At 59.3% G+C, this 6,179-nt stretch carries 8 protein-coding genes and 1 riboswitch; all 8 genes read right to left on the minus strand.

Going from position 1 to position 6,179, the window contains the following annotated elements:
- Window position 1 precedes the first annotated feature (1 nt).
- The 8 genes from purS to DQX05_RS20475 all read right to left on the minus strand — a co-directional run bounded on the left by purS (window position 2) and on the right by DQX05_RS20475 (window position 5,891).
- Complete coding sequence (gene purS, locus DQX05_RS20445) at window positions 2-244, minus strand: phosphoribosylformylglycinamidine synthase subunit PurS (RefSeq protein WP_087443057.1); 243 nt, start codon at window positions 242-244, stop codon at window positions 2-4.
- A 15-nt stretch (window positions 245-259) separates the two neighbouring features.
- Window positions 260-1,204, minus strand: coding sequence for a phosphoribosylaminoimidazolesuccinocarboxamide synthase (locus DQX05_RS20450; RefSeq protein ID WP_119795336.1), 945 nt, complete (start codon window positions 1,202-1,204; stop codon window positions 260-262).
- A 366-nt stretch (window positions 1,205-1,570) separates the two neighbouring features.
- The gene (gene purB / locus DQX05_RS20455; RefSeq protein ID WP_119795337.1) at window positions 1,571-2,872 is read right to left on the minus strand and encodes an adenylosuccinate lyase; all 1,302 of its coding nucleotides are present in this window, start codon (window positions 2,870-2,872) and stop codon (window positions 1,571-1,573) included.
- A complete protein-coding gene (purK, locus tag DQX05_RS20460) occupies window positions 2,869-4,068 on the minus strand; it encodes a 5-(carboxyamino)imidazole ribonucleotide synthase (RefSeq protein ID WP_182914835.1) in 1,200 nt (399 codons plus the stop codon). The genes purB and purK overlap by 4 nt, the downstream gene beginning before the upstream one ends.
- On the minus strand, window positions 4,065-4,559 hold the full coding sequence (purE, locus tag DQX05_RS20465; RefSeq protein ID WP_119795338.1) for a 5-(carboxyamino)imidazole ribonucleotide mutase: 495 nt from the start codon (window positions 4,557-4,559) through the stop codon (window positions 4,065-4,067). The genes purK and purE overlap by 4 nt, the downstream gene beginning before the upstream one ends.
- Before the next feature lie 81 nt (window positions 4,560-4,640).
- A complete protein-coding gene (locus DQX05_RS30960; RefSeq protein ID WP_182914836.1) occupies window positions 4,641-4,784 on the minus strand; it encodes a hypothetical protein in 144 nt (47 codons plus the stop codon).
- A riboswitch (purine riboswitch) is annotated at window positions 4,757-4,857 on the minus strand. (Overlaps the previous gene by 28 nt.)
- A gap of 207 nt (window positions 4,858-5,064) precedes the next feature.
- A complete protein-coding gene (locus DQX05_RS20470; RefSeq protein ID WP_119795339.1) occupies window positions 5,065-5,499 on the minus strand; it encodes a universal stress protein in 435 nt (144 codons plus the stop codon).
- A 113-nt stretch (window positions 5,500-5,612) separates the two neighbouring features.
- On the minus strand, window positions 5,613-5,891 hold the full coding sequence (locus DQX05_RS20475; RefSeq protein WP_119795340.1) for a DUF1294 domain-containing protein: 279 nt from the start codon (window positions 5,889-5,891) through the stop codon (window positions 5,613-5,615).
- Window positions 5,892-6,179 lie beyond the last annotated feature (288 nt).

A 6,179-nucleotide genomic window follows, 5' to 3' on the forward strand; every position in this document is an offset into this window, starting at 1 on the left:
TCTACGCCTCCAATTCGTATCGGTAATCTTCTACGACCGGATTGGACAGCAGCACCTTGCACATCCGCTCGACCTGTTCCTTCGCTTCGGCCTCATTCGCCGCCGCCAGTTCGAATTCCATATACTTGCCGATGCGCATATGCTCCACGCCTTCGTACCCCATCGAATGCATCGCCCGCTCCACCGCGGCGCCTTGAGGGTCAAGCACGTTCGCCTTCGTCGTTACAATCACTTTTACCTTCACTGTGAATTCCTCCCCTTACGCCCATCTCTGTGCGGTTATTCGTTTATATAAAGCGATATAACGTCCTCGTGTAGCCTCCACGACCTCCGCCGGAAGCGGCGGCGGCGTGCTGCTCCGATCCCAGTCGGAAGCGGCCAGATAGCGGCGGACCGGCTCTTTGTCCAAGCTGTCGATATCTGTATCGAGCGCATAGCTGCCGACGTCCCAGAAGCGGGAGCTGTCCGGCGTGAACAATTCGTCGATCAGCACCAACTCGCCATCAATGAGACCAAATTCGAATTTGCAGTCGGCGAGCAGCAATCCTTGGCCCGCGCATTCCTCCGCCGCGAATCGATACAGCCGGAGACTCGCGTCACGCAGCCGCCCGGCCAGCTCCGGCCCAAGCTGCGACTCCATGACTTCATAGGAGACATCCTCGTCATGGCCTTCGTCATGCTTGCGCGCCGGCGTAAATATCGGTTCAGGCAGGCGCTCGTTCATGCGCAGGCCTTCCGGCAGCTTGATGCCGTTCACTTCGCCGCTTGCTGTATACTGCCGCCAGCCTCCGCCGGTGACATAGCCGCGGACGACGCATTCGAAGTCCACGCGCTGCGCCCGCTTAGCGAGCGTCATTCGTTCAGATAACAGGGATACTAGAGATGAGATGCGTTGATGAGGTTCCGGTTCGTTGCCGATCCGGGCGGACAATGCGGTCCGCAGGCATTCCTCGTCACAAGGAATGACATGATTGCCGATAATATGCTTCGTCCGGTCGAACCAGTAGCGGCTCAGCCGGTTCAGCACCGTGCCTTTGTCCGGCACGGCCGGCTCAAGGACGCAGTCGAAGGCCGAAATGCGGTCCGATACGACAATCAAGAGCGTATCGGCGTCCCATTCATACAGCTCCCTCACCTTGCCTCGGTGAAGCAGCGGGAACGGAATCGCATCCGCCAGCGTTGATACGATAGAGTTGGTAGACATGCCTGTGCTCCTCTCGGTTTCTCCTAAGCTGAAGCCGTCTTGCTTACCCTCCCGTTGGTTGCTCCCGCTGCGGCGGACGGTTCCCGGAAGACAGGAGGGCAGGGAGCCATTCGCCGCATTCGGCCCGTTGGGGATAGGGCCTGCGCGAGCAGCTTATCCGCCGCAAACAGGGGGGCGGCGAATAAGCATAAACTTGCATGTATTGAGTTTTTCATTTATAGACTTGAAATTATTGAACGTGAAATGAAGTGAACCTGCATTCTAACTTGCTTTGAATAGATTTCCACAACTTGTTTTGAATAGACTTCCACTTGATAGACTCGCCTCTATAATGAACCGCCGCAGGAATTGAAATTTAGACTCAGCCTATCCTTCCAGCAAGCCAAGCTGGCCGAAAATCGTATCGACATGCTTCAAGTGCCAGGACGGGTTGAAGGCGTCCTCGATGTCCTCCGCGCTCAGCACCGCTGTAATCTCCGGCGTGCTCTCGATGATGTCGCGGAAGCTGCGCTGCTCTTCCCACGCCTGCATCGCGCGCGGCTGCACCGTGTCGTATGCCTGCTCGCGGCTCCAGCCCCGGTCGATGAGCTTCGTCATGACGCGGCCGGAGAACGGCACGCCATACGTGCGCTGCATGTTGCGCTTCATATTTTCCGGGAATACCGTCAAGTTCTTTACAATGTTCATGAAGCGGTTCAGCATATAGTTCAGCAGCATCGTGCCATCAGGCAAAATAATGCGCTCAACGGAGCTGTGCGAGATGTCGCGTTCATGCCAGAGCGGCACATTCTCATATGCCGACAGCATATATCCGCGGAGGACACGCGACAGGCCGGAAATGTTCTCGCAGCCGATCGGGTTGCGCTTGTGCGGCATCGCGGACGAGCCCTTCTGCCCTTTGGCGAACGCTTCCTCCACCTCGCGGAACTCGCTCTTCTGCAGCGCGCGAATCTCGGTCGCGAACTTGTCGAGCGACGTCGCGATCAAGGCCAGCGTCGCCATATACTCCGCGTGACGGTCGCGCTGCAGCGTCTGGGTCGAGATCGGCGCCGGCTTCGTGCCGAGCTTCTCGCAGACGAATTTCTCCACGAACGGGTCGATATTGGCATAGGTGCCGACCGCCCCGGAGATTTTCCCGTATTGCACGCCGTCCGCCGCATCACGGAACCGCTCCAGGTTGCGCTGCATTTCCGCATACCAGAGCGCCATCTTCAAGCCGAACGTCGTCGGCTCCGCATGGACGCCATGGGTACGGCCCATCATCGGCGTATCCTTGTATTCCAATGCCTTATCCTTCAATATATCAATGAACCGGATCAGATCCTGCTCCAAAATCTCGTTGGCCTGCTTCATCAGGTAGCCCAAAGCCGTGTCCACGACGTCGGTGGAGGTGAGTCCGTAATGGACCCATTTGCGCTCGGGTCCGAGCGTCTCCGACACGGCGCGTGTGAAGGCGATAACATCGTGGCGCGTCTCTGCTTCTATCTCATAAATCCGGTCGACATCGAAGCCCGCCTTGGCGCGCAGCGCCTCGGCATCCTCCTTCGGAATGACGCCCAGCTCAGCCCATGCCTCGCAGGCGCACAGCTCGACTTCGAGCCAAGCCTTGAATTTGTTCTCTTCCGTCCATATGGCCCGCATCTCCGGGCGCGAATAACGTTCAATCATCGTCTCGTATTCCTCCACATGTTCGATTCTCTCATCCAAGCGAGCGCCGCTTCCGTATTCGGGGCCACGATATTAACATGCCCCATCTTCCGCTTCGGCTTCGCTTCCGACTTCCCGTACCAGTGCAGCTTCGGCGTTACGCCGAAGCGCTCGGCAGCCGGGTCGTCCATACGGAACCATTGTACCATGTCAGCCGCGTCTTCGCCGAGCAGGTTGGCCATGACGACCGGAGAGACGAGCTCGGTCGGTCCGAGCGGCAGGTTGCAGATGGCCCGCAGATGCTGCTCGAACTGGGAGGTGCGGCACGCATCCATCGTGTAATGCCCGGAATTATGCGGGCGCGGGGCAAGCTCGTTCACCAGCAATTGACCGTCCGCGGTGAGGAACATCTCGACTGCGATCAGGCCGACCACGTCGAGCGCCTCCGCGATGCGGCGGGCCAGTTGCTCGGCTTCCGCCTGCACGCCGGCCGGAATGCGCGCTGGGACGATGGACAGGTGGAGGATATGCTCCCGGTGAATGTTCTCCGCCGCCGGGAAGACGGCGATCTCGCCGCACGGACTGCGGGCGGCGATGACGGACAGCTCGTGCTCGAACGGCACGAACGCCTCGAGCACCAACTCCGGGGCCAGCGCCGACAGCTCGGCATAGGCGGCCTCCGCTTCGCTCTCCTGGCGCAGCGTGCGCTGGCCCTTGCCGTCATAGCCGCCGGTGGCCGTCTTCAGCACGCCGCCGCCGCCGAACGCTTGCAGCGCGCGGCGCACCTCGTCGGCCGAAGCGACCGCCGCGAACGGCGCGACGGGAATGCCGGCGGCCTGCAGCGCTTCCTTCTCGCGCAGGCGATGCTGCGCCAGGCGAAGCAGGCGGCTGCCCTGCGGCACGGGAGCGGCCCGCTCGAGCCGCTCGACGGCGGGGGCGTCCACGTTCTCGAACTCGTACGTGATGACGTCCGCGCGCGCCGCCAGCTCCGCCAGCCCCTCCTCATCGCCGTAATCGGCACAGATGAGGTCGGCCACCGCGGCGCAGGGCGCATCCGCCGCCGGGTCAAGCGCGACGAAGCGGTAGCCGAGGCGCACGCCGTCCAGCGCCAGCATGCGGCCGAGCTGGCCGCCGCCGAGGACGCCTACCGTCGCGCCAGGCGCCAGCACCGGCGCCTTCGCCTGCGGCCGCATGCGGCCGTCCGCAGGGGCCCTCATGCGAGGTCCCCCGCGGCCTGCACCTGCTGCCGCACCGCTTCCCTGCGCGCTGCCACCTGCGCGCGCAGCTTTTCATCGTGCATGCCAAGCATCTGCACGGCCAGGAGCCCGGCGTTCGTCGCGCCCGCCGGTCCGATCGCCACCGTCGCCACGGGTACGCCGGCCGGCATCTGCACGATGGACAGGAGCGAGTCCATCCCGTTCAACTGCGAGGACCGCACCGGCACGCCGATGACCGGCAGCACCGTCTTCGCGGCGACCATGCCGGGCAGATGGGCGGCCCCGCCCGCTCCTGCGATAATGACGCGAAGCCCGCGCTCCTCCGCCGTCTCGGCATAGCGGAACATCTCGTCCGGCGTCCGGTGGGCGGAGACGACCTTGCTCTCGAACGGAACATTGAATTCCTGCAGCACCTCGCATGCGAGCCGCATTGTCTCCCAATCGGACGTGCTTCCCATAATGACGCCTACCCGCACGTTGTCCTTGTCCATCGTCGTACACCTGCTTTCACCCTATTTTTTGCCCTGCTTCCGAATAATCCCTGTCACGCACATAAAAAAATCAGCGGATGGCTACCCCCTGATCGCAATCTCCGAACTCAAGAATAAGGAGCCCCGGCTGCCTAAGAAGCCAAGTCCGTCCTTCCGCCCCATGATGACAGGCAGCAGCAAACAGACCTGCGGCGTATCCGTCTGGTCGTCATTCTCGTAGTCCAAAGATTTACGGTCCTTGGGTAGAAACTTCCGGCCATATTCCCGGAATTATACGAGTTCAGAAAGATGAAATTATATCAATCGTAGTTCAAAATTCAAAAATTATTCGTCAATGGTTCAAGCAACTCCAGTGTAACAAGGGGTAACAGCCATGTCAAGGATTAAAATACGAATATAATCCATGTAACATATCATATTGTTCGGATTTAGTTCGTTATGCCTATCTAATAAAAAAGAACCGGTGTCTGCATACGCATCTGCCGGTTCTTCCCAAGGTATCAAGTTATTTCATGACGAGGACAGGCAACTTCGCATGCTGCACGACATGGTGGCTAACGCTGCCGAGCACGAATTCCTTGAATCCGCTCAATCCGCGGCTGCCGATCACGATCAGATCGCAGCCGAACTCCTCGGCTTCTGCGACGATCGATTGTCCCGGAGGACCCTGCAGCAGCTTCACCTCTGCCCGATCGCCAAGCAGCGCCACCTGCTGCTCCGCATCGTCCTGCGTCTGCTCGGCATACTGGTACAGCTCTTCATTCGTCTCGACGGTCGCCGTCGCATACGCGGTTCCGATAAAATATTGCGGGAACTGGAATACATGCACAACGCGAAGCTTCGCTTCCGCATTGTTCTCCGCCAGGCTGATGGCATGGCGCAAAGCCTTCTTCGATGGCTCCGATCCATCATAAGCGACAAGAATCCGATTGAATACCATACATTCCACCACGCTTTCTTTAGAGTCAACGCTATGTAATAAGAGTATCGCACAGCCAAGAACGTTCCACATCGCATATGTTGACACACACCTGCGGAACCGATACTCCTCTATTACCCGATTTTGATAAAAAGATAACCGAACACCACAATATTCACAATAAGGATGAATGGGATTCCTGCCGTGAATGTCACATGCTGCGTCTTATGCCGCTGGTTGTACATCCCGGTCAGCACGCCCAGGGCACCTCCCAGCCAGGCGGCCAGGAACAGCCTCCGCTCAGGAATGCGCCTATGGTGCCGAATCGCCCGGCGCTTGTCCGCCGCCATCATCTGGTAGCCTGCGATATTGACGGCCAGCAAATACACAAATACAAGCAGCGTCCCGTCCATAGATGAAGAATCCCCCTTCCCCTACAAATATTATACAACTTGACGCTGCAGGCGGCTACTGCGAAGAAAGAATCCTTGGTTGACTAATCATACGAAGAGGCTGTCCTGTCCCATAAGCAGTGGACAAGGATGGGGGGGCAAGACGGGGCAACAGAGAATGCAGTGGCAGGAGCACGGTGGCACGAGCACAGGGGCAAGGAGTATAGTGGCGAGTACAGCAGCAAGAGTACAGGGGCAAGAGTACAGTGGCAGGAGTACAGCGGCAGGAGTACAGCGGCAGGAGTACAG

It is taken from the genome of Paenibacillus thiaminolyticus, assembly GCF_003591545.1.
Taxonomy (GTDB): Bacteria; Bacillota; Bacilli; order Paenibacillales; family Paenibacillaceae; genus Paenibacillus_B; species Paenibacillus_B thiaminolyticus_A.

Coding starts and splice junctions, on each gene's coding strand:
- DQX05_RS20450 (WP_119795336.1), bottom strand. CDS start 1,204: ATGTCTACCAACTCTATCGTATCAACGCTGGCGGATGCGATTCCGTTC.
- purB (WP_119795337.1), bottom strand. CDS start 2,872: ATGATTGAACGTTATTCGCGCCCGGAGATGCGGGCCATATGGACGGAA.
- purK (WP_182914835.1), bottom strand. CDS start 4,068: ATGAGGGCCCCTGCGGACGGCCGCATGCGGCCGCAGGCGAAGGCGCCG.
- purE (WP_119795338.1), bottom strand. CDS start 4,559: ATGGACAAGGACAACGTGCGGGTAGGCGTCATTATGGGAAGCACGTCC.
- DQX05_RS20470 (WP_119795339.1), bottom strand. CDS start 5,499: ATGGTATTCAATCGGATTCTTGTCGCTTATGATGGATCGGAGCCATCG.
- DQX05_RS20475 (WP_119795340.1), bottom strand. CDS start 5,891: ATGGACGGGACGCTGCTTGTATTTGTGTATTTGCTGGCCGTCAATATC.